This is a genomic window from Comamonas serinivorans (assembly GCF_002158865.1).
GTDB classification, from domain to species: Bacteria; Pseudomonadota; Gammaproteobacteria; order Burkholderiales; family Burkholderiaceae_C; genus Comamonas_E; species Comamonas_E serinivorans.
On record NZ_CP021455.1, the window covers coordinates 216149 to 241140 of the forward strand.

The 24992-nt window shown below is 65.8% G+C and carries 26 protein-coding genes; 16 read left to right on the forward strand and 10 right to left on the reverse strand.

From position 1 onward, the window contains the following. Window positions 1-434: 434 nt before the first annotated feature. From CCO03_RS00920 to CCO03_RS00930, 3 genes are all read right to left on the reverse strand, one after another. Entirely contained in the window at window positions 435-1400 is a 966-nt protein-coding gene (locus CCO03_RS00920) for a LysR family transcriptional regulator (protein ID WP_087283899.1), read from the reverse strand. Window positions 1401-1686: 286 nt separating this feature from the next. Beyond that, on the reverse strand, window positions 1687-2049 hold the full coding sequence (locus CCO03_RS00925) for a hypothetical protein (RefSeq protein ID WP_087276004.1): 363 nt from the start codon (window positions 2047-2049) through the stop codon (window positions 1687-1689). A 77-nt stretch (window positions 2050-2126) separates the two neighbouring features. After that, entirely contained in the window at window positions 2127-2855 is a 729-nt protein-coding gene (locus CCO03_RS00930; protein WP_087276007.1) for a hypothetical protein, read from the reverse strand. Window positions 2856-3018: 163 nt separating this feature from the next. Here CCO03_RS00930 and CCO03_RS00935 point away from each other — a divergent pair, with 163 nt between their 5' ends. Then, window positions 3019-3435: a hypothetical protein gene (locus tag CCO03_RS00935; protein WP_087276010.1), complete on the forward strand. Its 417-nt coding sequence runs from the start codon at window positions 3019-3021 to the stop codon at window positions 3433-3435. A 285-nt stretch (window positions 3436-3720) separates the two neighbouring features. After that, window positions 3721-5256 (forward strand): CoA-acylating methylmalonate-semialdehyde dehydrogenase, encoded by a 1536-nt coding sequence (locus CCO03_RS00940; protein WP_087283902.1) that lies wholly within the window; start codon window positions 3721-3723, stop codon window positions 5254-5256. Window positions 5257-5818: 562 nt separating this feature from the next. Here the strand turns inward: CCO03_RS00940 and CCO03_RS00945 are convergent. The 4 genes from CCO03_RS00945 to fabA all read right to left on the reverse strand — a co-directional run bounded on the left by CCO03_RS00945 (window position 5819) and on the right by fabA (window position 9523). Next, entirely contained in the window at window positions 5819-6214 is a 396-nt protein-coding gene (locus CCO03_RS00945; RefSeq protein WP_157667431.1) for a hypothetical protein, read from the reverse strand. Between the two features lie 463 nt (window positions 6215-6677). Further along, complete coding sequence (locus CCO03_RS00955; RefSeq protein ID WP_087276017.1) at window positions 6678-7706, reverse strand: AraC family transcriptional regulator; 1029 nt, start codon at window positions 7704-7706, stop codon at window positions 6678-6680. A 79-nt stretch (window positions 7707-7785) separates the two neighbouring features. Next, a complete protein-coding gene (gene fabB / locus CCO03_RS00960; protein ID WP_087283905.1) occupies window positions 7786-9000 on the reverse strand; it encodes a beta-ketoacyl-ACP synthase I in 1215 nt (404 codons plus the stop codon). Window positions 9001-9004: 4 nt separating this feature from the next. Next, entirely contained in the window at window positions 9005-9523 is a 519-nt protein-coding gene (fabA, locus tag CCO03_RS00965; RefSeq protein ID WP_087276020.1) for a 3-hydroxyacyl-[acyl-carrier-protein] dehydratase FabA, read from the reverse strand. A 221-nt stretch (window positions 9524-9744) separates the two neighbouring features. Here fabA and pyk point away from each other — a divergent pair, with 221 nt between their 5' ends. Next, entirely contained in the window at window positions 9745-11184 is a 1440-nt protein-coding gene (gene pyk, locus CCO03_RS00970) for a pyruvate kinase (protein ID WP_087276025.1), read from the forward strand. A 195-nt stretch (window positions 11185-11379) separates the two neighbouring features. Next, a complete protein-coding gene (locus tag CCO03_RS00975; protein WP_087276028.1) occupies window positions 11380-12270 on the forward strand; it encodes a fructose bisphosphate aldolase in 891 nt (296 codons plus the stop codon). Window positions 12271-12620: 350 nt separating this feature from the next. Here CCO03_RS00975 and CCO03_RS00980 read toward each other — a convergent pair whose 3' ends face one another. The 3 genes from CCO03_RS00980 to CCO03_RS00990 all read right to left on the reverse strand — a co-directional run bounded on the left by CCO03_RS00980 (window position 12621) and on the right by CCO03_RS00990 (window position 15370). Beyond that, a complete protein-coding gene (locus tag CCO03_RS00980; RefSeq protein WP_087276031.1) occupies window positions 12621-13937 on the reverse strand; it encodes an ATP dependent DNA ligase in 1317 nt (438 codons plus the stop codon). Between the two features lie 99 nt (window positions 13938-14036). Beyond that, on the reverse strand, window positions 14037-14744 hold the full coding sequence (locus CCO03_RS00985; RefSeq protein ID WP_087276034.1) for a hypothetical protein: 708 nt from the start codon (window positions 14742-14744) through the stop codon (window positions 14037-14039). A gap of 14 nt (window positions 14745-14758) precedes the next feature. Then, window positions 14759-15370 (reverse strand): hypothetical protein, encoded by a 612-nt coding sequence (locus CCO03_RS00990; RefSeq protein WP_087276037.1) that lies wholly within the window; start codon window positions 15368-15370, stop codon window positions 14759-14761. A 295-nt stretch (window positions 15371-15665) separates the two neighbouring features. On the opposite strand from CCO03_RS00990, the gene rpsL reads away from it, so the two are divergent. The 12 genes from rpsL to rpsC all read left to right on the forward strand — a co-directional run bounded on the left by rpsL (window position 15666) and on the right by rpsC (window position 24990). Beyond that, window positions 15666-16043, forward strand: coding sequence for a 30S ribosomal protein S12 (rpsL, locus tag CCO03_RS00995; RefSeq protein WP_087276041.1), 378 nt, complete (start codon window positions 15666-15668; stop codon window positions 16041-16043). A 157-nt stretch (window positions 16044-16200) separates the two neighbouring features. Continuing rightward, window positions 16201-16671 (forward strand): 30S ribosomal protein S7, encoded by a 471-nt coding sequence (gene rpsG / locus CCO03_RS01000; protein WP_087276045.1) that lies wholly within the window; start codon window positions 16201-16203, stop codon window positions 16669-16671. Window positions 16672-16842: 171 nt separating this feature from the next. Further along, window positions 16843-18951: an elongation factor G gene (fusA, locus tag CCO03_RS01005; protein WP_087276049.1), complete on the forward strand. Its 2109-nt coding sequence runs from the start codon at window positions 16843-16845 to the stop codon at window positions 18949-18951. 285 nt (window positions 18952-19236) lie between these two features. After that, on the forward strand, window positions 19237-20427 hold the full coding sequence (tuf, locus tag CCO03_RS01010) for an elongation factor Tu (protein ID WP_087276052.1): 1191 nt from the start codon (window positions 19237-19239) through the stop codon (window positions 20425-20427). A 20-nt stretch (window positions 20428-20447) separates the two neighbouring features. Continuing rightward, a complete protein-coding gene (rpsJ, locus tag CCO03_RS01015; protein ID WP_054257904.1) occupies window positions 20448-20759 on the forward strand; it encodes a 30S ribosomal protein S10 in 312 nt (103 codons plus the stop codon). 267 nt (window positions 20760-21026) lie between these two features. Beyond that, window positions 21027-21701 (forward strand): 50S ribosomal protein L3, encoded by a 675-nt coding sequence (rplC, locus tag CCO03_RS01020; RefSeq protein ID WP_087276055.1) that lies wholly within the window; start codon window positions 21027-21029, stop codon window positions 21699-21701. Continuing rightward, on the forward strand, window positions 21701-22321 hold the full coding sequence (gene rplD / locus CCO03_RS01025) for a 50S ribosomal protein L4 (protein ID WP_087276058.1): 621 nt from the start codon (window positions 21701-21703) through the stop codon (window positions 22319-22321). The genes rplC and rplD overlap by 1 nt, the downstream gene beginning before the upstream one ends. Then, complete coding sequence (gene rplW, locus CCO03_RS01030; RefSeq protein WP_087276061.1) at window positions 22318-22653, forward strand: 50S ribosomal protein L23; 336 nt, start codon at window positions 22318-22320, stop codon at window positions 22651-22653. The genes rplD and rplW overlap by 4 nt, the downstream gene beginning before the upstream one ends. A gap of 3 nt (window positions 22654-22656) precedes the next feature. Then, window positions 22657-23481 carry a 50S ribosomal protein L2 gene (rplB, locus tag CCO03_RS01035; protein ID WP_087276064.1) on the forward strand — a complete coding sequence of 275 codons (825 nt, stop codon included), beginning with the start codon at window positions 22657-22659 and terminating at the stop codon, window positions 23479-23481. A 10-nt stretch (window positions 23482-23491) separates the two neighbouring features. Next, on the forward strand, window positions 23492-23767 hold the full coding sequence (gene rpsS, locus CCO03_RS01040; RefSeq protein ID WP_087276067.1) for a 30S ribosomal protein S19: 276 nt from the start codon (window positions 23492-23494) through the stop codon (window positions 23765-23767). Between the two features lie 9 nt (window positions 23768-23776). After that, window positions 23777-24106, forward strand: a complete 330-nt coding sequence (gene rplV / locus CCO03_RS01045) for a 50S ribosomal protein L22 (RefSeq protein WP_087276070.1) — start codon at window positions 23777-23779, stop codon at window positions 24104-24106. Window positions 24107-24123: 17 nt separating this feature from the next. Further along, window positions 24124-24990, forward strand: coding sequence for a 30S ribosomal protein S3 (gene rpsC, locus CCO03_RS01050; RefSeq protein WP_087276073.1), 867 nt, complete (start codon window positions 24124-24126; stop codon window positions 24988-24990). The last annotated feature ends 2 nt before the right edge of the window (window positions 24991-24992 follow it).

Below are 24992 nucleotides of genomic sequence, written 5' to 3' on the forward strand. Positions count from 1 at the left end.
CGGGGGCACGGTGACGTTCAGCCACGGGAGGGCTTTCGGCGCCAGTGCCCACGACAGCGCGACCTCGCCGGTCCCCTGTGCGCGTCTGGATGCACGCAAGCACCGCCTGCCAGCGGGGCGGCATGCGTGCAAGCGCGAGGCGGGCTGGCAACACCAGCGACCATCCCCCGGGACAGGGCCCGATCGAGGGGGCCATGACGCTTGCCTGTGCTGCTGCAGGGGGCCCACCGGGTGCGGCAGGGCAGCGGGGCCGAAGCCGGCATCACCGGCGCGCCCGCCGCCCAGGCCGCGTTGCGCGCCGCCACCTGGTGGTCCGCCCTGCGCATGACCTCGGGCAGGCCCACCCAAGTCCGTCCGGCGTCCATCACCCGCCCCGCGCACCGGCAAAGCGGATGGGATCGCGCAAGATGAGCCTGCTCAGGCGTTGGCAGCCGTCATCCCGAGGTCGGCGCCAGCCCGGGTGCAAACCCCGGCGCAAAGGCCTTGCGCAACCACTGCGTGAACACCTGCACGGTGCGCGGCACCTGGGCCGCGTGAGGGCGCACCAGCCAGATGTCCTGCGCGAACGCCCCTTGCACCTGCCACTGTGGCAGCACGGCCAGCAGCGCGCCCTGCTGCAAGGCGGCCTGGGCGCTGAAATCGGGCACCAGCGCAATGCCCAGGCCCGCCAGCGCCGCGTCGCGCAGGGCTTCGCTGTTGTTGGCCGACAGCGGGCCGCGCACGGCCACGGTGACCGGCGGCGTGCGCCGGCCGCGTGCCTTGTCGGCCACGCAGTGCCACACCGCCTGCCGACCCGGGCGCGGGTAGTGCAGGCAGGCGTGCTCGGCCAGGTCCTGGGGCTGCTGTGGCACGCCGCGGCGCTGCAGGTAGGCGCCGCTGGCGACCAGCACCGACCGCGTGCCGCAGAGGCGGTGGGCGACGTGGCTGTCCGGCACGCTGGGGCTGTGGCGAATGGCCAGGTCCAGCCCTTCCATGGCCAGCGTGCGCAGCCGGTCCGACAGGTCCAGCTCGATCTGCACCTGCGGCCAGTCGGCCTGAAACGCCGCCAGCCGCGGCACCAGCTGCTGGCGAGCCAGCGCCACCGGCGCGGTGATGCGGAGCAGGCCGCGCGCTTCGCCGGCCGAGTCCTGCACCAGCGCCACCCGACTGGCGATGTGGGCAAAGGCGGGCTGGGTGTCCGCCACCAGCTGCTGCCCTGCCGGTGTGAGCCGCACGCTGCGCGTGGTGCGCGTGACCAGGGGCAGGCCCAGCTGGCGCTCGAGCTCGCGCACGCGCTCGCTCACCGCCGCCTTGCTCAGCCCCAGGCGATCGGCGGCGGCGGTGAAACTGCCCTGTTCGGCCAGCACCACCAGCGCATGCACGTGGGCCCAGAGGGGGAAAGCGTGGGGCGAGGTCAACATGCCGCGATTGTTGACCACCGCGGCGTTCGGCGGCGGCGGGGTTGCGGCTTGATCCGTCCACCCGGTCATGGTCAAAGTGGCGCCTGCACCGGTCGCTGGCTGCACCTGGGGGCGCAAGCCGTTCAAGACGCCCACCGAACGCGCGGCGGGGCCGAGGGGGGCTGCACGCAGCCGGCGTGCACCTGGGCCTGTTCAACCGTGGTCAATGGCGACGCCCGACGGCGGGCCAAGGCATGAGCGGCGCTGAACCGATGGAACAGCGCCGCGCACGCCGCAGAAGCAGGTGTCAGCGGGCTTGCGGCAGCGCCGGCGCCAGCACCCCGGCATCGTGCGTGAGCCGTTCAAACACCTTGCGGGCACGCTGCTTGCCCGAGAACAGCAGGGTGCCCGCGTCCTGCACCTCGAAGTAGTAGCCGTCCACCGGTGCACCGTCCCGCATCCCGCGTGCGGGAACGCGCACCGCGGTGATCTGGTGGCTGTCGAGCAGCACACGCATGGTGGCGGTGTAACCGGGGTTGGGCAGGTCCACGCGTGAGATGGGCGTGCCCGCAAACTCGCCGGCCATCACCGTGGCCAACAGGCGGTCGGCTTGCTCGCTGCTCAAGGGGTACATCAGCGCCGGCGCCGCGCTGCCGGCGACCGGCGCCATGGTTTGGATGCCGGAGCACCCCGCAAGGGCTGCGAGCAGGCAGGCTGCCACCAGCCCCGCGCGCAGTTGCTGGCCGATCATGAACGCGTGCCGACGGCGGACAGCGAGTACACCGAGTCGCCGCCAGTGTCCTTCAAGGCCGTGGCCAGCAGGCGGGCGCTGGCGCCGCTGCCCAGGGTCACCGCCACGCCTTGCAGGGTCTGGTTGGGCGTGGAGCAGGCGGCACCAAAGGTGACCTGCAGGTTGAAGACGTTCTTGCCGCTGGCATGCGGGGCGACCGTGCCGGTGACGCGGCAAGCGTCTTGACTGCCTTGCAGGGCGCCGCTGGCGTTGATGGTGACGCGCATGCCCGTCGGGGCTTGCCACGTGCCGCTGATGTCGCTCAGCGAGGCCGCGCGGTTGTAGGTGTAGGTGCTGGCGGGAACGGGCGTGTAGGTCTGAGCCCCTGTCGAGCCGGTGCCGGGAATCGTGAGTTCGATGGTGGCACTCGAGCCCGCGACGTAGCTGCCGCTCAGGCTGCCACGGGCAAATTGGTTGCGGGTGTAGTCGACAGACACCACGTTGCTGGCGCTCAGCCGGCCCGCACTGGCTTGCAGCGAGCCGTGGATCTGCGAGACGAGCTGCCCCGAAGCCTGCGTGCCCAGGGCCCACAGCGTGCCGTCGTCCAACACGATGGCGTTTCCGGTCGCACCCCCTGCGATGGTGGTTTGCCACGCGCCACTGACTGGGCTGGTGGTGGGAGCCGGGGGCACGGGGGCCGGGGTGTCGTCGTCATCCCCGCCGCCGCCGCAGGCGGTCGTCAGCAAGGCGAGGGCGGTGAGGGTGGCGAGAGGAAGGAGACGAGCAGGACGCATGTTCAGACGTTCAGAAGATTGAATGAAAAAGTAACCAAATTCATTGCAATCAACATTCAAACAAACAGTGAGTCACATTTCATTCTGCGCAAGCTCGTTCTTCTAGGGTAGGCGGATGGTCAAGGAATCCCACGCCACCGAGACGCAGGCCTTCGCGGCCAGGCTGCGGCGTGCGTTGGAGGACAGCGGCATTCAACCGTCGCCCACGGTGGTGGCGAACGCGTTCAACCTGCGCTATTGGGGGCGCAGCATCACCCCGCACACCGCCCGCAATTGGCTGCTCGGCAACGCCATTCCCACGCAAGACAAGTTGCGGGTGCTGGCCGATTGGCTGCAGGTGCCGCCGGACGTGCTCCGCTTTGGCGACACGCACGCGGCGGGGCAGGTGGCGGAGTCGCGCAGCCCGTATGCGAGCACGCTGGACGGCCAGGACCAGGACATGCTGCGCCGGTTCCTGTCGTTGAGTGCCGAAGATCGCCAACTCGTGCGGCGCATGGTGCAGGCGCTGGCTGGCTTGCGGGACGGGCGCTGACGGTTCACCGGTGCGAGTCCCTGGGCCCAGGACGCCGCCACCCAGGGTGCTTTGCCCCCCATCCATTGTTCGACATGCCGAACAATCATTTCGCGGAATCGGCTTGTTCTGCGGCGGTCGGCTGTCTACAGTCGGCGGCATGGGCCGTGGCGGCAAGGCCGTGTCACGCCCGTGTTCACAACGCCATGCAACACAGGGTATGGGTGCAGTTCCGTTTTCAATGCAACGGCAATGGAGGCATACCTCGTTGAATGGATTGCCGCCGTTTCTTCCGCAGGATTGTTCATGACCGCTTCTCATCCACCCGTGGCCGCTCTGGGGCATTTCATCGCCGGCCGGCCTGCGCCTGGCACCGGCAACACGCAGGCCGTCACCAACCCGGCCACGGGCCAGGTCACGGCGCAGGTGCACTTGGCCAGCGTGCAGGACGTGCATGCCGCCGTGGCGGCGGCGCAGGCGGCCTTTGCCGACTGGGCTGACACGCCCCCGATCCGCCGGGCGCGCGTGCTGTTCAAATTCCTCGAGCTGCTGAACGCGCACAAAGACGAGCTGGCCCACCTCATCACGGCCGAACACGGCAAGGTGTTCACCGATGCCCAGGGCGAGGTGGCGCGCGGCATCGACATCGTCGAGTTCGCCTGCGGCATCCCGCAGCTGCTCAAGGGCGACTTCACCGAACAGGTCTCGGGCGGCCTGGACAACTGGACCCTGCGCCAGCCGCTGGGCGTGGTGGCCGGCATCACGCCGTTCAACTTTCCGGCCATGGTGCCGATGTGGATGTTCCCGGTGGCGCTGGCCTGCGGCAACAGCTTCGTCCTCAAGCCCAGCCCGACCGACCCGAGCGCGTCACTCTGGCTGGCGCAGAAGCTGAAGGAGGCGGGCCTGCCCGATGGCGTGTTCAACGTGCTGCAGGGCGACAAGCTGGCCGTGGACGCGCTCATCGATCATCCCGATGTGAAGGCCATCAGCTTCGTCGGCTCGACGCCGATCGCCAACGCCATCTACGAGCGGGGCGCGCGCCACGGCAAGCGCGTGCAGGCCCTGGGCGGCGCCAAGAACCACATGGTGGTCATGCCCGATGCCGACATCGACCAAGCCGTGGATGCGCTGATTGGCGCCGGCTTCGGCTCGGCCGGCGAACGTTGCATGGCCATCAGCGTGGCGGTGCTGGTGGGCGACGTGGCCGAGCGGCTGCTGCCCCAGTTGGTCGAGCGCACGCGGGCGCTCAAGATTCTGGACGGCGAAAACCTGGCGGCCGAGATGGGCCCCATCGTCACCGAGGCGGCGCGTCAGCGCATCTGCGGCTACATCGACGCCGGTGTGGCCGAAGGGGCGCAGCTGCTGGTCGATGGCCGCGGGTTCGATGGCGCCCAGGCGGGCGCGGGCAGCGCCACCGACACGTCGGGCGGCTTCTGGCTGGGCGGCACGCTGTTCGACCACGTGACGCCGGACATGCGCATCTACCGCGAAGAGATTTTTGGCCCCGTGCTGTCGTGCGTGCGCGTGCCCGATTTCGCCACCGCCGTGCAGCTCATCAACGACCACGAATTCGGCAACGGCGTGAGCTGCTTCACCCGCGATGGCCACGTGGCGCGCGAGTTCGCGCGGCGCATCCAGGTCGGCATGGTGGGCATCAACGTGCCGATCCCCGTGCCCATGGCCTGGCACGGCTTCGGCGGCTGGAAGAAGAGCCTGTTCGGCGACACCCATGCTTATGGCGAAGAGGGCGTGCGCTTTTACACCAAGCAAAAATCCGTCATGCAGCGCTGGCCCGAGCGCATCGGCAAAGGGGCCGAGTTCACCATGCCCACGCACCCTTGATGGGGATGGGGTATCAGCGGTTTCCTTTTACTTGATCAACGGAAACTGCGAATACTCCATGACGCATGAGACGCTGGACCACAGCGCCAGCTGGCGGTGTGCGGGACAGGATGCCGGGTGGCCGCGCCGCTGCCCCAATGGCGCACGCTGAGCCGCGGCCATGCCGCCTTTCAGGCTCGGGCGCGCGGGCCTGCACCTGACCACGACAGGCGCGCCAAGGGTGGTTGTTTCATGGCGGATGGGCATCACCGCCACCTGGGCGCTGCCACGCTTGTCCAGGCGTTGGTGGCGCCCGCTGGTCGGCCCGTTCAGGATGCGGGTGGGTGGCCGCGGGTGTGCTGCCGTCACGCGGCGCCGTGCGGTGAACCGTGACCTTGGCTGCGGGGGCTCGGTGGGCGCCTGGTGTCGGGCACGTTCGAAAGGTGCTCGATCTGGATGATGTTGCCCGCCGCCTTGGAGCCCACCGCCATGTTCCTGGTCCGCTGGCCGCCAGCCGGCCGCGCCCGTGTGGTGCTTGCCGGTGCCGATGTGGCCAGCGAGTACGCCAGCCTACGGCCGCACCTCACTCCACGAAGAGGAATTGCCCGCACTGTGCGCAGCGGCAACGGGGTCGGTTCCAGAGGCCGCGCGAGGTGCTGGCGGGGCGGGCGATGCCCGTGTGGCCGCAGCGCACGCACTGGTGGCGGCCTTTGGCGCTCAGAGCGCCCGGCAGGCTGTTGTAGAAGGCCTGGCTGGGCAGTCGACCCAGGGCCAGCACGAGGCCCACGACCACGCCCGCGGTGCCCCCCAGCGTGAGCGGCCAGCCCACGGGCAGCTGCGTCATCAGCGAGCCGATGACCGAGCAGGCGGCGCCGGCCACCGTCAGCCGAACGCCCCAGGTGAAGGCGTGTTCACGGCGGCGCAGGGCAGCGACGGCGTCGGGGTGTCGAGGGGCGGGCGTCGGGTCAGCAGAGGTCATGCCGGGTCGGTGGAGGAGAAAAGGATGGGGACCGCATTGTCCGGCAGCCCGCGATGGGCCGGACCCGGGCCGGGTTTGCCGGGCGCGGCAGAGGCGGTGAATTGGCATGCGCCTTGGTCCAGGTGAGCCTCCGCATCGGTGCGGTCCAACCCGTTCCTGCGCTGGGCGGAGGGGGCTTGATGGCGCTGAGCGCGTTGCTGGACGGCGTGAGGCCGCGGTGCCGCTCGCTCGCCGTGGCTCAGGCCCTGGGTTCCGCGTTGGCTCAGGCGCACCAGCGTCCATGCGGTTGACCGGCGTGGGCATGCCCAGCGCAGCTCCGCGCTGTACCACGTAGCCGTTCGAGCCCACGGCGTGCGAGGGGGTTGTGAGTGTCCCGCGGGCCGGTGCTCAAGCCAAACCGCCCGTCTCCTGGGGGAGTGACACCGCGGCCGCTCGGTATGCCGGCGTGATCGCCAGCGGGCCATCACAGGTGGGCGTGCCGGTAGACGCCGGGGGTGACGCCCGTCCAGGTCTTGAACGCGCGGTGGAAGGTGCTGGCCTCTGAAAAGCCCAGCCGCAGGCCGATGTCGAGCAGGCTGAGCTCGGGGCGGGCCAGCAGCGCAATGGCCGCGTCGCGGCGCAGTTCGTCCTTCAGCTGCTGAAAGCTGGTGCCTTCCTGGCTGAGGTGGCGGCGCAGCGTGGGCGAGGCCATGCCCAGCAGCCGCGCCGCATCTTTCAGGTCGGGCAGGGTGTGGGCGATGCGGTTGCGCAGCAGGCGGCGCACGCGGTCGGCCAGGCGGCCCTGTTCGCGGTACTTGGTGATCAGGGCGCTGGGCGAGGCGCGCAGGAACTCGTGCAGGCTGCTGGCCGTCTGCACCACGGGCAGGTCCAGCCACTGGGCGTCGAAATCGAAGCCCGAGTAGCTCATGTCCAGCTGCAGGGGGGCGTGGTAGAGCTGTTCGGCGTCCGAGCCGCCGCCGCTGTGGCCGCCGGCGTAGACCACGCGCAGCATGGGCACGCGCCGCGCCACCAGCCAGCAGATGACCCCGTAGCAGAAGTAGCCGAACACCCGCTCGGCATAGTCCAGCGCCTCGTCGCGCGGCCCGCGCGTGACCATGCGCACAGCGGCCACGCCCCCTTGAACGCGCAGGCGGGGTACGAACTGGCCCAGCAACAGGTGGTACTGGGTGAAGGCCTGGCGCATGGCGTCGCCCAGCGTGCGCGCGTGCAGCACGTGGCGGATGACCTGCGCAAAACTGCCCACGGGCAGCGGGGTGGCGCACAGGCCCCACAGCTCGTCGCGGGTGACGCGGCGCAGCAGCGTGAGCAGGCGGGCGTATTGGGCGACGGTGATGCGCGACAGCGGCGAATCGACCAGCAGCGGGGCGATGCCGGCCTGGTGCAGCAGCCAGGCTTCGTTCACGCCGCGCCGCGTGGCACCCTGCATGGCCTGCCGCACCTGGCGGATGGACACCGTGGGCTGCGTGGCTTGCGCAGAGCGGGCCTGGCTCATGGGCAGGGTGGCGGGAAACGATGATGGGGTATCGGCCGATTGGCGTTAAAAATTGAACGCCAATCGGTGGATACTCTGCTTACCCTTCGAAGCGCTGCAGCACCAGGGTGGCGTTGGTGCCGCCAAACCCGAAGCTGTTGGACAGCACGGTGCGCAGCTGGGCGTCGCGCGATTGGGTGACCAGCGGCATGCCCTGCACGGCGGGGTCGGGGTTCTCGACGTTGATGTTGCCGGCGATGAAGCCGTGCTTGAGCATGTAGAGGCAGTAGATGGCTTCCTGCACGCCCGTCGCGCCCTGCGAGTGGCCGGTCAGCGACTTGGTCGACGAGAACGGCGGCACGGCATCGCCAAACACCTCGCGCATGGCGCGCAGCTCCGAGCCATCGCCCACGGGTGTCGAGGTGCCGTGGGTGTTGATGTAGTCGATGGGGGTGTTGACCTGCGCGATGGCCTGGCGCATGCAGGCGATGGCGCCTTCGCCCGAGGGGGCCACCATGTCTTCGCCATCGGACGAGAGGCCGAAGCCCACCACCTCGGCCAGGATGTTGGCGCCGCGGGCCTGGGCGTGTTCCAGGCTTTCGAGCACCACGGCGCCGCCGCCGCCGCCGATGACGAAGCCGTCACGCGCGGCGTCGTAGGGGCGCGAGGCTTTTTCGGGCTGGTCGTTGAAGCCGGCCGACATGGCCCCCATGGCGTCGAACAGCATGGACAGCTGCCACGACAGCTCTTCGCCGCCACCCGCAAACATCACATCCTGCATGCCCCAGGCAATCTGTTGCGCCGACACGCCGATGCAATGCGCCGAGGTGCTGCATGCGGAGGTGATCGAGTAGTTGATGCCCTTGATCTGAAAGGCCGTGGCCAGGTTGGCCGACACCGTGGACCCCATGCAGCGCGTGACCTGGTAGGGGCCGACGCGGCGAATGCCCTTGTTGCGCAGCGTGTCGGCGGCCTCGACCTGGTTGGCCGAGGACGCGCCGCCCGAGCCCATGATGAGGCCGGTGCGCGGGTTGGAGATGGTGGCAGGCGTCAGGCCCGCTTCGGCGATCGCATCGGTCAGCGCCACGTAGGCGTAGGCGGCTGCATCGCCCATGAAGCGGCGCAAGCGGCGGTCAATGCGGGCGTCCAGGTCGATCTCGGGCGCACCGGCCACCTGGCAGCGCAGTCCCATTTCGGCAAACACGGGCATGGCGCGAATGCCCGACTTGCCCTCGCGCAGCGAGGCGACCACAGTGGCTTCGTCGTTGCCAATGCACGAGACGATGCCTGCTCCAGTGATGACGACGCGACGCATGGTGTCAGCCTCCACTTGCCTTGGCATCGCGCTGGAACAGGCCCACGCGCAGGTCCGATGCCACGTAGATTTCCTGGCCATCGGCCAGCAGGCGCGCGTCGCCAATGGCCATGACCAGTTTGCGTTTGATCACGCGTTTGATGTCGATTTCGTAGGTCACGAGTTTCACGTCAGGTCCCACTTCGCCGGTGAATTTGACCTCGCCTGCACCGAGGGCGCGGCCACGGCCCGGCAGGCGCAGCCAGGTCAGGTAAAAGCCGATCAACTGCCACATGGCGTCCAGGCCCAGGCACCCGGGCATGACGGGATCGCCCTGGAAGTGGCACTGGAAGAACCACAAATCGGGTTTCACGTCGAGCTCGGCGCGGATCTTTCCCAGCCCATGGGCGCCGCCATCGTCATCGATGTGCGTGATGCGATCAAACATCAGCATGGGCGGCAGCGGCAGGCGGCCACTGTCGGGTGTGAACAGGCGACCCTCTCCCGAGGCAATCAGCTGTTCATACGAAAAAGACTCACGCATTGTCGACTTTCACTTGCAAGGGTGCCACAGCCGGATGTGCCCGTCATGACACGGGCGGCAGCCGACATCGCGCGCGGGCGCGAAAACGCCCAAGTATGCCAGCGTCTGCAGCAGGGCCTTGCGCGGCGGGGCTTGGGCCTGCCGGGCCGGGGCGGTCATGCAATCTGGGCACAATCGTGTCCGGACGCACGGCTTGCGTCCCCTTGCATTGAGGAGTGTGCATGTCAGCGATTCACCGCGCCACGAAGATCGTGGCCACCCTGGGGCCGGCGTCCAGCGATGAGGCCGTGTTGGAAACCATGCTGCGTGCCGGGGTCAACGTGGTGCGGCTGAACTTCAGCCATGGCGTGGCGCAGGACCACATCGCCCGCGCCGGCCTGGTGCGCGAGATTTCGCAGCGCATGGGGCGCGAGGTGGCCATCATGGCCGACCTGCAGGGCCCCAAGGTGCGCGTGGGCAAGTTCGCCCAGGGCAAGGTCTTGCTCGAGAACGGCAGGCCTTTCGTGCTGGATGCCGCGCGCACCGAGCCCGGCAACGTGGAGGCCGCGGGCCTGGACTACAAGGAGCTGCCGCGCGACGTGAAGCCCGGTGACGTGCTGCTGCTGAACGATGGCCTCATCGTGCTGGACGTGAACCGCGTGCTGGGCGAGCAGATCTTCACCACCGTGCGCGTGGGCGGCGAGCTGTCGAACAACAAGGGCATCAACAAGCAGGGCGGCGGCCTGTCGGCCCCGGCCTTGACGGCCAAGGACATGGAGGACATCAAGGTTGCCATGCAGCTGCAGGCCGACTACGTGGCTGTCAGCTTCCCGAAGACCGCGACCGACATGGAGATGGCGCGTCAGCTGGCCAACGTGGCGGGCGCCGAGTTCCGCCACAAGCCCTTCCTGATCGCCAAGATCGAGCGCGCCGAAGCCATTCCGCGCCTGGAGGAAATCCTGGCCGCGAGCGACGGCATCATGGTGGCGCGCGGCGACCTGGCCGTGGAGGTGGGCAACGCCGCGGTGCCCGCGCTGCAAAAGCGCATGATCCGCATGGCCCGTGCGGCGGACAAGCTGGTCATCACCGCCACGCAGATGATGGAAAGCATGATCACCAACCCCGTGCCCACGCGGGCCGAGGTGAGCGACGTGGCCAACGCCGTGCTCGACGGCACCGATGCCGTGATGCTGAGCGCCGAGACCGCGGCCGGCCGCTACCCCGTCGAAACCGTGCGCGCCATGGACGAGATCTGCCGCGCGGCCGAGGACGCCGACGACGCGCCGCTGGACGACGACTTCGTGGGCCAGGACTTCAAGCGCATCGACCACGGCATCGCCATGGGCGCCATCTTCACCGCCTCGCACCTGGGCGCCAAGGCCATCGTCGCGCTGACCGACTCGGGCTTCACCGCGCTGTGGATGAGCCGGCACTCGGTGCGCATCCCCATCTACGCGCTGACCCCCAAGCTGGCCACGCAGCGCAAGATGGCGCTGTTCCGCAACGTGCGCCCGCTCATCATGGACACCAGCGTGGACCGCGACACCGCGCTGGCCCAGGCCGAAGAGCGGCTGCGAGAGCGCGACATCGTCGGCTCGGGCGACGTCTACGCCATCACCTGCGGCGAGCCCATGGGCTCGCCTGGCGGCACCAACATGCTCAAGATCTGCCGCGTGGTGTGACGGTCTGTGGCCCCGGGACGGACCCGGGGCGGGGCGGCCCCTACAATCTCGGCCGCGTCTTGCGGGTCCCGCGATGACCGGGCCCTGAGTTCATCGCACGTCCGCTGTCAGGACGCCAACACCCCGCAGCTTCCGCACAGACCCCCGCCTTGGCCCGCCGGCGGCGGTGTGCTCCACCTTCAGCCTATTCGCACCATGAACCAGCAACAACTCCAGCAAGTCACCCAGGGCAAGGGTTTCATCGCCGCGCTCGACCAAAGCGGTGGCAGCACGCCCAAGGCGCTCAAGCTCTATGGCATCGAGGAATCGGCCTACTCGGGCGACGCACAGATGTTCGACTTGGTGCACGCCATGCGCAGCCGCATCGTCACCAGCCCGGCCTTCAACGGCCAGCGCGTGATCGGTGCCATCCTGTTCGAGATGACCATGGACCGCCAGTTCGACGGCCAGGACGCCGCCGACTACCTGTGGAAGACCAAGCAGGTCGTGCCCTTTCTGAAGGTGGACAAAGGCCTGGCCGACGAAGCCAACGGCGTGCAGCTGATGAAGCCCATGCCCGAGCTGAATGCGCTGCTGGCACGCGCCGCCGCCAAGGGCATCTTCGGCACCAAGATGCGCTCGGTCATCAACGCCGCGAACGCCCAGGGCATCGACGCCGTGGTGGCGCAGCAGTTTGAAGTGGGCAAGCAGATCCTGGCCGCCGGCCTGATGCCCATCATCGAGCCCGAGGTCAACATCAAGGCCGCCGACAAGGTGGAGATCGAAGCCCTGCTCAAGGCCGCCATCCTCCAGCAGCTGGACGCGCTGACCGGTGACCAGAAGGTCATGCTCAAGCTCACCATCCCGACCGTCGCGGGCTTCTACGGCGAGCTGGTCAAGCACCCGCGCGTGGTGCGCGTGGTCGCGCTGTCGGGTGGCTACAGCCGCGACGACTCCAACGCCCTGCTGGCCAAGAACCCCGGCGTCATCGCCAGCTTCAGCCGCGCGTTGACCGAAGGCCTGACGGCGCAGCAAAGCGATGCCGAGTTCAACGGCGCACTGGACCAGGCCATCGAATCCATCTACCAAGCGTCGATCGCTGGTTGATTCAGGCAGTATTCGGCATTTCCGTTGGTCTAGACAACGGAAACGGCTGATACTTCTTCACATGCCGCTTTCGAGCGGCATTTTTCATGGTCGCTGGACGGTCAGGCGCCTGGCTGGCGCTGTGGGCAGCGTGCAAGCCTGCGTGACCGGCCACGGGCTGAAGCGGGTACTTGGCCGAGGCGGCACGGTGGGCTGGGCTGGGCTGGGCCGCGCGTTCCGTTGCGAGGCCGTCACACCATGCTGACCGGGCGCGATGCGCAGGTGGTGCCCGGCCAAGGCGATGCCGGTCAATGCGGTGCCGGCCCTCCCGCGCCGCGATCGCCCGCGAGCCGGCACACGGTTGCGGGCGCTCAGGGCACCAGCGCCCAGCCCTTTTTGATGTTCTCCGCCTCCAGCACCTCGAGGGCGCCCTGCAGCGCGTCGGCGTCGGCGGCCAGGGTGATGTCGGTCTTCAGCGGCTCTTTGCGGCCGGCGCTGAAGTCGGTGAACAGCACGTAGTAGGCCGGAAACTGGCCGCTGGCCTCGCGGTGGGTCTTCACGCCGACGAACTTGCGCACGGCCACGCCGCCCTTGCCGGCCTTGGTGTAGACCTTGCGGAACAGCACCTGCGGCTGGGTGTCGGGCTCGGCCCCGTCACCGGCTGCCTCGGCGCCGCCGATCTCCACGCGGTCGGTGAGCTGGGTGATGCCGGTGTCCGCCAGGCCCGGCGTCTTGTCCGTGCGCTCGTGCTGGAACACGGGCGAGACCAGGCTCACCCCGGGCGCCTTGCCGTGGCTGTGGTAGCTGCCGTTGTCATAGCTCAGCAGGTCTTTGGTGATGATGCCGTTGGCGTCTTCGGCGATGGGCTCGATGCACTTGATCTGGATGACGATCTCGGGCCGCACCCACTTGTAGGCCAGGCGGTTCTTGGCCACGAGCACGATGTCGCCCTCGGTCACCAGGGGCTCCAGTCGGGCCATCCAGGCCACGCGCGCGGCCTCGTCAAAGCCGCCGCCGACCGAGGCCGCGACCTGCCACTGACCGGCCTCGTTCTGCACGCCGATGAGCAGCGAGCGGATGCCGCTGCCGTCTTCCTTCAGGCAGTAGCCGAGGACAGTGACGTCCAGCTCGACCATGGGCTTGAGCTTGTAGCCCATGCCGTGGGCGGGGATGACGATCAGCCCTTCCTGGCCGGCGCTGATGGCGTCCTGGTAGCGCGCCAGGATGTCCTTGCGCGACTCGCAGCGCTGCCAGGGGGCGTGGTGCACCCGGGCGCCGCCGTGGGGTTTGGGCATGCTGGCCTCGACCAGGGCCACGCGCTCGGGCAGCGGCTGCGCCAGCGCGTGCACGGCATCGAACACGGCGAACGACAGGCCCTGGCCCTGGTTGGCCACGGCCGAGCTGACGAGGAAGGCGCGCGAGCGCTCCTGGGGCACGTACATCTCGCCGGCCCAGATGCCGTCGACGAGTGGCACGTGCGGCGCCAGGTCCCCCAGCTCCAGGGCCACGCCGCTGCGGTTGAAAAAGCGCACGCTGCCGCCGTCCACCACGGCAAAGCCCAGGTGGCCGTCGATCTTCTCGGAGTAGATGAACTGCTCGGATTCGGGCAGCTCCTGCAAGGCCGCTTCGCCTTCCAGCGGCAGAAAGCGCGAGGCGACGCGGCGCTTGTACGTGACCAGATCGTCCATGTTCAGGTCCAGTTCAGATTCGAGTAAGCAGTATGGGTTGGTTACCGTTCATCTTTAAACGGGAATGGGCTCATACTGGGTAATGGGGTGAAGGACGCCTCAGGCGCCTTCAGGCAGGGGCTTGAGTTCCAGGTTGGACAGGTGCATGAGCAGCAGGTACTCCTCGCCGCGCACCCGGCCTTCCAGGAAGGCGCGGTAGGGCCGGCCTTCTTCCTGAAACACCAACGGATCGGTGCCTTTGGGGCCGGCGCCCACCAGCATCAGCGCCTGCTGCTCGTGCAGGTCCTTGGCCATGGCGAACAGGAAGTCGAAGCTCAGGCCGTTGGTGTGCGTGAGCTGGTAGGTGCGGCCGAAGATGAAGCGGTTGTAGGCCTGCGCAATCGGCATCTTCTTGCCGGTCCAGGACACGGGCACCTCGGCCATCACGTTCTGGCTGCGGCTAACCTTGTCCTTTTCGCCCTTCAGCTCGCCATCGGGGCCGAAGATGCGCTCGGTCACCTTCACCTTGTAGACCGGCTGCCGGGCCGCATTCACCAGGATGCGCTGGCTGTTGCGGATGAAGCGGCCGGTCTGGTTCAGGTCCAGCTCGGGGTCGCCGTCCACCAGTGCCTGCGACAGCGCCTCGTCGCTGCCGGCCGCCTGCAGCAGGGTTTCGTACTGCGTGGCCACGCTGGCCTTGAGCACCTTGACGTTGCGCGCCCGTTCACCCGTGGGCAGGGTGTAGACGATGCGCGGCTTGCGGGACAGGCCGCCGTACACGACCTCGGCGTCGCGCTTCTGGGCGTTGGCCAGTTTGATCTTTCGCATGCTGGTCTCCCGCGTCAGAACATGTTGAAGTCCATGGCGTCGGAGGACTCGTCCTCCTCCACCTCGTCGATCAGGTCGCTCTGGATCTGCAGCGACGACCAGGTGAAGGCGCTGATGCGGCCCACGACGAGGAACACGTGCTGATCCTGGCCGATGAGGAAGGCGTCGTCGGGGTCGTAGCCGGCGCGGTAGCAAAAGGGCAGGTACAGCACCTGGTGCTGCGCCAGCAGGGGCTGCACCACGGCGAGCTGGTCGCCCAGCTCCAGCTGGTAGACGCTCTTCACGTCCATGCAGAGGTAGTCGTCCAGCCCTTTGTCGGTCGACAGGCGGTTTTCGGCCTCGAACACCGACGCGTGCTGTTCGGCCTCGCGCCCGTCCTCGGCCCAGTGGGCCACCAGCGAAGACTTGTCGATCTCGTTGCCGTCGGCGTCCAGGCTCTTGAGCGCGATGCCCCCGGTGTCGACCAGGGTGCGGCCGTCGTCCAACAGGGTGACGAAGCTGCAGTCCTCGCCTTGGCCATCGGTGTAGCGGGTCTCGGCCCAGCCGTAGATTTTTTCGCGCTTGAGGGCCGTGAGGCCGGCCTCGAAACGCACGTCGCCCAACGTGAACACAGGCGTCTGTGCCATGGATGCATCCCTTATTCAGCGTGGCCGGATGGCCCGATCGAGCTGCAGTATAGGGGTGGCCCGTGACCGCCCGGGCCCGCCAACGCGGCGCGCAGGCTTGCGCTCAACACAGGGAACGGCTACACTCGCGGGCTTTCCTTGAAAAAGGGAAGGTCTACGCGCGTGCGCCCTGCTGATTTTTGGTTGCGGGGCAGGCGAAGGTGATCGGGCAGCCGCAGGGCTGCCTTTTTGCCGGCTGCTGTGGGTTCAATGGTTGCCCCACGTGCTCACTGGTTATTTCACGTTAGGGGAATCAATGCCAACCATCAACCAACTCGTGCGTCAGGGGCGAGAAGTCGAGGTCATCAACTCGAAGAGCCCTGCGATGCAAAACTGCCCGCAGCGTCGTGGCGTGTGCACCCGTGTGTACACCACGACGCCCAAGAAGCCGAACTCGGCTTTGCGTAAGGTCGCCAAGGTGCGCCTGACCAACGGTTTCGAAGTCATTTCGTACATCGGCGGTGAAGGCCACAACCTGCAAGAGCACAGCGTGGTGCTGGTGCGCGGCGGCCGTGTGAAGGACTTGCCCGGTGTGCGTTACCACATCGTGCGTGGTTCGCTTGACCTGCAAGGCGTCAAGGACCGCAAGCAGTCCCGTTCGAAGTACGGCGCCAAGCGTCCGAAGAAGGCCTAAGCCTTCGGCGAACAACAAAGGTGCTCACAGGTTTTGACGAGCTTGTGCAGCGTAGTGACCCGTGTGATTGGGTCGAGTAAGTGCAAATTCTTGGATGAATTTGCGGGGTGCCTGGATGTCGGGATGTCCATGCATCAACTGAAGCAAGAGGTGAGAAATGCCACGTCGTCGCGAAGTCCCCAAACGTGAAATCCTGCCGGATCCCAAGTTCGGCAATGTCGAGCTGTCCAAGTTCATGAACGTGATCATGGAAGGCGGCAAAAAGGCGGTTGCCGAGCGCATCATCTACGGCGCGCTGGAAACCATGGAGAACAAGACGGGCAAAGACCCGCTGGAACTCTTCATCAACGCCATCAACAACGTCAAGCCCATGGTGGAAGTGAAATCCCGCCGCGTGGGTGGTGCGAACTACCAGGTGCCCGTCGAAGTGCGCCCGGTCCGTCGCCTGGCCTTGTCGATGCGTTGGATCAAGGAAGCTGCTCGCAAGCGTGGCGAGAAGTCCATGGCCCTGCGCCTGGCCAACGAACTGCTGGAGGCCAATGAAGGCCGTGGCGGCGCCATGAAGAAGCGTGACGAAGTGCACCGCATGGCCGACGCCAACAAGGCGTTCAGCCACTTCCGCTTCTAAACGCAAGCGCTGCGTCATCCGCATGCAACAGGCCGCTGGCAGATTCAAATGCCGCGGCCTGATTTGGCTTCATCAGCCTCATTTTTTCAGGGGTATGACTTGATTGCCGTTCGGTTGTGAACGGCAAGCGGCGCATACTTCATAGATCGACCGATCAATCAAGGATCCATCATGGCTCGCAAGACACCCATCGAGCGCTATCGCAACATCGGTATCTCCGCTCACATTGACGCTGGCAAGACCACCACGACCGAACGCATCCTGTTCTACACCGGCGTGACCCACAAGCTGGGCGAAGTGCACGACGGCGCTGCGACCACCGACTGGATGGAACAAGAGCAAGAGCGTGGCATCACCATCACCTCGGCGGCCGTGACCTGCTTCTGGAAGGGCATGGACCTGTCCTACCCCGAGCACCGCTTCAACATCATCGACACCCCCGGGCACGTGGACTTCACGATTGAAGTGGAACGTTCCATGCGCGTGCTGGATGGCGCCTGCATGGTGTACTGCGCCGTGGGCGGCGTGCAGCCCCAGTCGGAAACCGTGTGGCGTCAGGCCAACAAGTACAAGGTGCCCCGTCTGGCCTTCGTGAACAAGATGGACCGTACCGGTGCCAACTTCTACAAGGTCTATGACCAGATGAAGCTGCGCCTGAACGCCAACCCCGTGCCCGTGGTGATCCCGATCGGCGCCGAAGACAACTTCAAGGGCGTGGTCGATCTGGTCAAGATGAAAGCCATCATCTGGGACGAAGCCTCGCAAGGCATGAAGTTCGAGTACCAGGACATCCCGGCCGAGCTGGCCGCCGATGCCAAGAAGTGGCGCGAGAACATGGTCGAGGCGGCAGCCGAGGCCAGCGAAGAGCTGATGAACAAGTACCTGGAAGAGGGTGACCTGTCGGAAGCCGATCTGAAGCTGGGTCTGCGCACGCGCACCCTGGCCACCGAAATCCAGCCCATGCTGTGCGGCACGGCCTTCAAGAACAAGGGTGTGCAGCGCATGCTGGACGCCGTGATCGACTACCTGCCCGCACCGGTGGACATCCCCGACGTGGAAGGCACCGATCCGGACGACGAAGAGAAGAAGCTGTCGCGCAAGGCCGACGACAGCGAGAAGTTCTCGGCGCTGGCGTTCAAGCTGATGACCGACCCCTTCGTGGGCCAGCTGACCTTCGTGCGCGTGTACTCGGGTGTGCTGTCCAAGGGCGACACCGTGCTGAACTCGGTGAAGGGCAAGAAGGAACGCATCGGCCGCATCGTGCAGATGATGGCCAACGAGCGCATCGAAGTGGAAGAAATCCGCGCCGGTGACATCGCTGCCTGCGTGGGCCTGAAGGACGTGACGACCGGCGAAACGCTGTGCGACACCGCCGCCCCCATCGTGCTCGAGCGCATGGTCTTCCCCGAGCCCGTGATTGCACAGGCCGTGGAACCCAAGACCAAGGCTGACCAGGAAAAGATGGGCATCGCCCTGTCGCGCCTGGCCGCTGAAGATCCGTCGTTCCGCGTGCGCACCGACGAAGAGTCGGGTCAGACCATCATCGCCGGCATGGGCGAGCTGCACCTCGAAATCATCGTGGACCGCATGAAGCGCGAATTCGGCGTGGAAGCCAACGTGGGCAAGCCCCAGGTGGCCTACCGCGAAACCGTGCGCAAGTCGGTGGTCGATGTCGAAGGCAAGTTCGTGCGTCAGTCGGGCGGTAAGGGCCAATACGGTCACGTCGTCTTCACGCTGGAGCCGCAAGAGCCGGGCAAGGGCTTCGAGTTCGTCGACGCCATCAAGGGCGGCGTGGTGCCGCGCGAATACATCCCCGCCGTGCAAAAGGGCGTGGAAGAAGCGCTGACCTCGGGCGTGCTGGCCGGCTACCCGGTGGTGGACGTGAAGGTCACGCTGACCTTCGGTTCGTACCACGACGTGGACTCGTCGGAGCAGGCGTTCAAGATGGCCGCCATCTTCGGTTTCAAGGAAGCCGCCCGCAAGGCGACGCCCGTGATCCTCGAGCCCATGATGGCCGTGGAAGTGGAAACGCCGGAAGACTACGCCGGTACCGTGATGGGCGACCTGTCGTCCCGCCGCGGCATGGTGCAGGGCATGGACGACATGGTCGGCGGTGGCAAGGCCATCAAGGCCGAAGTGCCGCTGTCGGAAATGTTCGGCTACGCCACGACCCTGCGTTCGATGACGCAAGGCCGCGCCACCTACACGATGGAATTCAAGCATTACGCTGAAGCGCCGAAGAACGTGGCTGAAGCCATCGTTGCCGCTCGCGCCAAGTGATGCTTTGAAGGGGTATGAGGCGATTGTCGTTGAGCAACCAACGGCGATGGCTGCATACCCCAATTTGTCCAAGGTGATGCCAGAGTGGCTGAACGGGTGCAGCATGGAAAGCGCATAGGCGCTGGAAGACTGCACACCCGCCTCGAGCGGGTCGCAGGTTCGAATCCTGCTCATCTTGGATGCGTGTCTGCGATCTGGTGCCGCCCCGTCTCCCGTGTGGGGCGAATTCGCAATCAGGTGCAGACGTAAAACCAGCACGGGTTGTTCTTTTTCAAGAGATCTGAAATGGCAAAAGAGAAATTTGAGCGTTCCAAGCCGCACGTGAACGTGGGCACGATTGGTCACGTGGACCATGGCAAGACGACGCTGACGGCAGCGATCGCCACGGTGCTGTCCAAGAAGTTTGGCGGCGAAGCCAAGGCCTACGACCAGATCGATGCAGCGCCCGAAGAAAAGGCCCGCGGCATCACCATCAACACCGCCCACGTCGAGTACGAAACGGCCAACCGCCACTACGCCCACGTGGACTGCCCCGGCCACGCCGACTACGTCAAGAACATGATCACCGGTGCCGCCCAGATGGACGGCGCCATCCTGGTGTGCTCGGCCGCTGACGGCCCGATGCCCCAGACCCGCGAACACATCCTGCTGTCGCGTCAGGTGGGCGTGCCCTACATCATCGTCTTCCTGAACAAGGCCGACATGGTGGACGACGCCGAACTGCTGGAACTCGTCGAAATGGAAGTGCGCGAGCTGCTGTCCAAGTACGACTTCCCCGGCGACGACACCCCCATCATCAAGGGCTCGGCCAAGCTGGCCCTCGAAGGCGACACCGGCGAGCTCGGCGAGCAAGCCATTCTGGCCCTGGCCGACGCCCTGGACAGCTACATCCCCACGCCTGAGCGCGCCATCGACGGCACCTTCCTGATGCCCGTCGAAGACGTGTTCTCGATCTCGGGTCGCGGCACCGTGGTGACCGGCCGTATCGAGCGCGGCATCGTCAAGGTCGGCGAAGAAATCGAAATCGTCGGCATCAAGCCCACGCAAAAGACCACCTGCACCGGCGTCGAAATGTTCCGCAAGCTGCTGGACCAAGGCCAGGCAGGCGACAACGTCGGCATCTTGCTGCGCGGCACCAAGCGCGAAGAAGTCGAACGCGGCCAAGTGCTGTGCAAGCCCGGCTCCATCAAGCCCCACACCCACTTCACGGGTGAGGTCTACGTGCTGAGCAAGGACGAAGGCGGCCGTCACACGCCCTTCTTCAACAACTACCGTCCCCAGTTCTATTTCCGCACGACCGACGTGACCGGCTCGATCGAGCTGCCCGAAGGCAAGGAAATGGTGATGCCTGGCGACAACGTGTCGATCACCGTCAAGCTGATCGCCCCCATCGCCATGGAAGAAGGCCTGCGTTTCGCCATCCGTGAAGGTGGCCGCACCGTCGGCGCCGGCGTGGTTGCCAAGATCATCGAGTAATCAACGACTGGAGCCATCTCATGTCCAAGCAAAAGATCCGCATCCGTCTGAAGGCGTTTGATTACAAGCTGATCGACCAATCGGCTGCCGAAATCGTCGACACCGCCAAGCGCACCGGCGCCATCGTCAAGGGCCCCGTGCCCCTGCCGACGCGCATGAAGCGCTTCGACATCCTGCGTTCGCCGCACGTGAACAAGTCGAGCCGCGATCAGTTCGAAATCCGCACGCACCAACGCCTGATGGACATCGTCGACCCGACCGACAAGACCGTTGACGCGCTGATGAAGCTGGACCTGCCGGCCGGCGTGGACGTCGAAATCAAGCTGCAGTAAGGGCCGGCCGTCAGGCCAGCCTCACAGGCGTGCAGCGAAAGCAACACGCCTGACCACGATCCCGTCAAGCGCGCTTGTGCCTTGACGGGTTTCGTTTTATACTCGCGGGCTTACCTCCAATTCGGGGGTAGGTATTCATCAACCTACTTTCACGTGGGCCATGACGTTGGCTCGGTCGCTTAGCTGTACAGACCGGGCGCGGCGGATGACGGTTCGCAAACCCGGCGGCCAATTGCAGCAGCCGGGGTGGAAGATCTGGAGAAAACAATGAGTCAAAGCACCTCCCTGGGGTTGCTGGGGCGCAAGGTGGGCATGATGCGTGTGTTCACCGATGACGGCGAAGCAGTGCCTGTCACGGTGGTCGATGTGTCGGACAACCGTGTGTCGCAAGTCAAGACCCAAGAGAATGACGGCTACGTCGCCCTGCAGGTGACGTACGGCAAGCGTCGCGCCTCGCGCGTCACCAAGCCTGCCGCTGGCCACCTGGCCAAGGCTGGCGTCGAAGCCGGCGAAATCACGCGCGAATTCCACGTCACCGAAGAAACCGCTGGCAAGTACGCCGCGGGTGCCGTGCTGCCCGTGGCCGAGCTGTTTGCCGTGGGCCAGAAGGTCGACGTGCAAGGCACCTCGATCGGTAAAGGCTTCGCCGGCACCATCAAGCGCCACAACTTTGCGTCGCAGCGTGCATCGCACGGTAACAGCCGTTCGCACAATGTCCCCGGTTCGATCTCCATGGCACAAGACCCCGGTCGCGTGTTCCCTGGCAAGAAAATGACCGGTCACATGGGCGATGAGACCGTGACCACGCAAAACCTGGACGTGATCCGCGTTGACGAAGCCCGTCAACTGCTGCTGATCAAGGGTGCCATCCCCGGCTCCAAGGGTGGCTTCGTCACCGTGCGTCCGGCTGTGAAGGCCAAAGCAGCGAAGGGAGCGAACTGATGCAGCTCGAAGTTCTGAACGATCAAGGTCAGTCGACGGCCAAGGTTGACGCCCCCGAGACGCTGTTCAATCGCGAATACAACCAAGACCTCGTGCACCAGCTGGTGGTGGCCTATCAAGCCAACGCCCGTCAAGGCACGCGTGCTCAGAAGGACCGCCAACAGGTCAAGCACACCACCGCCAAGCCCTTCAAGCAAAAGGGCACGGGCCGTGCACGTGCCGGTATGAGCTCGTCGCCGCTGTGGCGTGGGGGTGGTCGCATTTTCCCGAACAGCCCGGAAGAAAACTTCACCCAGAAGCTCAACAAGAAGATGTATCGCGCCGGCATGGCGTCGATCTTCTCGCAGCTGGCCCGCGAAGGCCGCGTGGCTGTGGTTGAGCAGATCAAAGTCGATTCGCCCAAGACCAAGCAACTGGCCGCCAAGTTCAAGAGCATGAAGCTGGACTCGGTGCTGGTGATTGCCGACGAAGTGGACGAGAACCTGTACCTGGCTTCGCGCAACCTGGGCAACGTGCTGGTGGTTGAACCCCGCTACGCCGATCCGGTTTCGCTGGTGCACTACAAGAAGGTTCTGGTGACCCCGGGTGCCATCGACAAGCTCAAGGAGATGTTCGCATGAGCCGCATCAATCCGACTCCCGCACAACGCACTTTCGACGAAGGTCGTCTGATGAACGTGCTGGTTGCTCCGGTGATTTCCGAAAAGGCCACCATGGCTGCGGAAAAGGGCAACTCGGTGACGTTCAAGGTGCTGCAAGATGCCACCAAGCCCGAGATCAAGGCCGCCGTTGAACTGATGTTCAAGGTCGAAGTGCTCGGCGTGTCCGTCGTGAACGTGAAGGGCAAGGCCAAGCGCTTTGGCCAACGCCTGGGTCGCCGCAACAACGTGCGCAAGGCCTACGTCACGCTCAAGGAAGGTCAAGAGCTGAACCTGTCTGGGGAGGCTGCGTAAACCATGGCCATCAAGAAAACCAACCCCACGTCGCCCGGTCGTCGTCACGTCGTTCAGATTTCGCGTGACCACCTGCACAAGGGTGCCGGCTACGCCCCCCTGCTGGAGCCGCAGTTCCAGAAGTCGGGCCGCAACAACAACGGTCACATCACCGTTCGCCACAAGGGCGGTGGCCACAAGCATCACTACCGCGTGGTGGACTTCAAGCGCAACAAGGACGGCATCCCCGCCAAGGTTGAGCGCATTGAATACGACCCCAACCGCAGCGCCCACATCGCCCTGCTGTGCTACGCCGATGGCGAGCGCCGCTACGTGATCGCAGCCCGCGGCGTGGAAGTCGGTGCAACGCTGCTGTCCGGCTCGGAAGCCCCGATCCGCGCCGGCAACACGCTGCCGATCCGCAACATCCCCGTGGGTTCGACGATTCACTGCATCGAGCTGCAACCGGGCGCTGGCGCTCAGGTCGTGCGTTCGGCAGGGACCTCGGCCACGCTGCTGGCCCGTGAAGGCACCTATGCCCAGGTCCGCATGCGGTCGGGCGAAGTGCGCAAGATCCACATCGAGTGCCGCGCCACCATCGGTGAAGTGGCCAACGAAGAGCACAGCCTGCGTCAACTGGGTAAGGCCGGTGTGAAGCGCTGGATGGGTATCCGTCCGACGGTTCGCGGTGTGGTCATGAACCCGGTCGATCACCCGCACGGTGGTGGCGAAGGCAAGACTGGCGAAGGCCGTCATCCGGTTGACCCATGGGGCAACCTGACGAAGGGCTATCGCACCCGCAACAACAAGCGCACACAGACCATGATCGTGTCGCGCCGCAAGAAATAAGGGATAGCAGATGACACGCTCTCTCAAAAAGGGTCCGTTCGTTGACCATCACCTTGTGGCCAAGGCCGAAAAGGCGGTGAGCGGCAAGGACAAGAAGCCGATCAAGACCTGGTCGCGTCGCTCGATGATCCTGCCCGAGTTCATCGGTCTGACCATCGCCGTGCACAACGGTCGCCAACACGTGCCGGTGTACATCACCGACCAGATGGTGGGCCACAAGCTTGGTGAGTTCGCGCTGACCCGTACCTTCAAAGGCCACGCGGCCGACAAGAAGGCCAAGAAATAAGGAATGACCATGGAAACACGTGCAGCCCTGCGAGGCGTTCGCCTCTCTGTGGACAAAGGCCGTCTGGTGGCCGACCTGATTCGTGGCAAGAAGGTGGATCAAGCGCTGAACATCCTTGAATTCACGCAGAAAAAAGCTGCTGTGATCATCAAGAAGGTGCTGGAATCCGCGATCGCCAATGCCGAACACAACGACGGCGCTGACATCGACGAACTGAAGGTCAAGACCATCTACGTCGAACAGGGCACCACCCTGAAGCGCTTCACCGCACGCGCCAAGGGCCGTGGCAACCGCATCAGCAAGCCCACGTGCCATGTGTACGTGACGGTTGGCAACTGATCACAGGAACGGAAGATATGGGACAGAAAATCCATCCGACCGGCTTCCGCCTGGCGGTGAGCCGGAACTGGGCCAGCCGCTGGTACGCCAGCAACCGTGACTTCGCCGGCATGCTGGCCGAAGACATCAAGGTGCGTGAGTACCTGAAGGGCAAGCTCAAGAACGCCGCCGTGTCGCGCGTGCTGATCGAGCGCCCCGCCAAGAGCGCCCGCATCACCATCTACTCGGCACGTCCGGGCGTGGTGATCGGCAAGAAGGGCGAAGACATCGAGAACCTGAAGAAGGAACTCGCGACTCGCCTGGGCGTGCCCGTGGCCGTGAACATCGAAGAAGTGCGCAAGCCCGAAGTGGACGCGCAACTGATCGCTGACTCGATCACGCAGCAGCTCGAAAAGCGCATCATGTTCCGTCGCGCCATGAAGCGCGCGATGCAGAACGCCATGCGTCTGGGCGCCCAAGGCATCAAGATCATGTCGTCGGGCCGTCTGAATGGCATCGAAATCGCGCGCACCGAGTGGTACCGCGAAGGTCGCGTGCCGCTGCACACCCTGCGTGCCGACATCGACTATGGCTTCTCGGAAGCCAAGACGACCTACGGCATCATCGGTGTGAAGGTGTGGGTCTACAAGGGCGACAACCTCGGTCGCACCGATGTGCCTTCGCTGGACAGCACGCCGCGCAACGACGAAGAGCGTCGCCCCCGTGGCCGTCGCGACGGTCGTCCGGGTGGTCGTGACGACCGCCGTGGCGGTCGCCGCGGTGCCGGCAGCAATGCCGCCCCGGCCGATGGCAGCGACAAGCCTGCAGAGGCCACTGGTAAAGCATCCGTTAAGCGCGCTGATACCGCGCCCGCTGCAGCAGCGGACGGTGCCAAAGGAGAATAAGC